The sequence below is a fragment of the Nocardioides sp. P5_C9_2 genome, from assembly GCF_054049555.1.
In genome coordinates this window covers 1-1,920 of the sequence record NZ_JBFUMD010000605.1, presented here as the reverse complement: position 1 = coordinate 1,920, position 1,920 = coordinate 1, and the positions used below count along the sequence as shown (strand labels likewise).

2 protein-coding genes are annotated in these 1,920 nt (G+C 65.8%); one reads left to right on the top strand and one right to left on the bottom strand.

Annotation, left to right across the window (positions count from 1 at the left end; genetic code table 11):
• Window positions 1-776: ABC transporter permease subunit (locus ACXJKL_RS20150; protein WP_457208773.1), on the bottom strand; the 776-nt coding region annotated here is incomplete at its 3' end.
• Window positions 777-1,059: 283 nt separating this feature from the next.
• Between ACXJKL_RS20150 and ACXJKL_RS20145 the strand changes: the two genes are divergently transcribed.
• On the top strand, window positions 1,060-1,920 hold an 861-nt coding region (locus ACXJKL_RS20145; protein WP_457208772.1), incomplete at its 3' end, for an ABC transporter substrate-binding protein.

Genomic DNA, 1,920 nt, shown 5'->3' with positions numbered 1-1,920 from the left:
AGCCACTTCTGCGGGACGGACCCGGCAAGACCCATGCAGAGGCCGATCAGCATGGCAACCGGCAGGTTCTTGAGCTTCGCGGCGACGACCGCGGCGAACGCGGTCGCCATCAGCGGCGTCATGCCGCCGACCGAGAGACCGGAGGCCGGGGCGACCAGGATGCCCGTGAGGCCGGCGAGCATGGTGCTGACCGCCCACACCCCGGCGGAGATCTGGCCCGGGTTCGTGCCGCTGAGGCTGGTCAGTGCCCCCGAGTCGACCAGGGCGCGGACCTTCAGACCGATATCGGTGAAACGGAGCACGCCGACACCGACGATGAGAACGACCAGCAGACCGAGGTACATCGCGACCTGGTCGGCGTTCACCACCGCGTCACCGATGTGGAACACCTTGAGCGGAACCGGCGCGAGGCCCGGTGCCGTGACAGCCGTGAGCTGGCCGAGAATCAGCTCCACCAAGGGCGGCAGGGCGATCGACAGCCCCAGAGTCGCCATCAGTTTGACGATCGTCGAACGACCGTGCAGGAACTGGAAGAGGGCGACGTAGAGCAGCACTCCCATGAGGGGAGCGAACACACCCAAGGACACGAGGGCGGACGGGAGAATGTCCCACCCCATCTCGACGTGCAGTTCGTAGTAGACGCGGGCGACCGCGAAGGCCATCGCCGCGAAGGACAGGTTGAACACCCCGGACGCCACGTAGGTGATCACCAGAGAACCGGACGCGATGGCGAAGATAGAGCCAGTCGCCAGGCCGGCAAGGATGTACGAGAGCACGGGAGACTCCATCTCGTTCGGCGTGAGCTGGACCGGTGTACCGGTCGGAGACCAGCGTCACTCATCCGGCAGATCAGGTCAATAGTTTCACTCATTTAGATGTGGCCTCCGCCACAGGCGGCCCCAGGGATCGCGCCCCCGCAGGCGCTCGACGGGCGCGTCGGGAGGCAGCCCGTGACAGTTCTATGCTTGCAAACTAGTGACGCCACTCACATCTTCATGGCAGTATCGGCTTCAATCGGACTAATCGGTTCGACAATTCGACAAATTGTTGAGGTACCCCATGCGCACTACAGCAGCATCAGTCGCGATCGCAGCGTCGCTCGCCCTGGCCCTTTCGGCCTGCGGTGGCAGCGACAGCGCCAGCTCGGCGGCCGGGGACAGCGGCCCCCTGAAGATTGGCGTCATCGCCTCCCTGACCGGCCCGTCCTCGGCGACCTTCAAGGTCACGCCGGACGCGGCAGACGCTCGGTTCAAGCAGTACATCGCGGACAACGGCAAGTGCGCCAGCCGCTTCGAGGACTACGAGTTGATCGAGGCCGACGACACCAACGCCCCGCAGGGCGCCCTCCAGGCAGCGCAGCGCCTGGTGCAGCAGGAGCAGGTCGACGCCATCCTGCACGGAACCGCGGTCTTCTACGGTGCCGCGACGTTCCTGACCACCGACCCCGAGGCGAAGAAGATCCCCGTCATGGGTGGTGGCTTCGACGGCTCGCCGGTCTACGCCGACCCGACCAACAACGTGTTCGGCATCCTCGCACCGCTGGACTTCGAGACGACCTACACCACGGTCGGCGAGCTGATGAAGACGGCCGGCGCGTCGAAGGCAGCCGTCATCGCCTATGACGGCCCGAGTTCCGCCCCCAGCGCGGAGCAGGGTGCTCGCTCGATCGAGGCCTCCGGATTCGACGTTGTGTACAAGAACATCAAGATCCAGACCGGCTCGACCGATGTCGGCACCATCGTGCAGGGCATCCTCGAGTCGGGCGCTGACTCCCTCATCTCGTCGCTCAACCCGGAGACGGCTTTCGCCGTCGTCGGCGGCCTGAAGCAGGCCGGCAAGGAAATGAAGCTGATCTCGCAGCCGATCGGCTACAGCTCGCAGCTGCTGGAGTCCGCGCCGGCCGTCCAGGCCGCCCAGGGC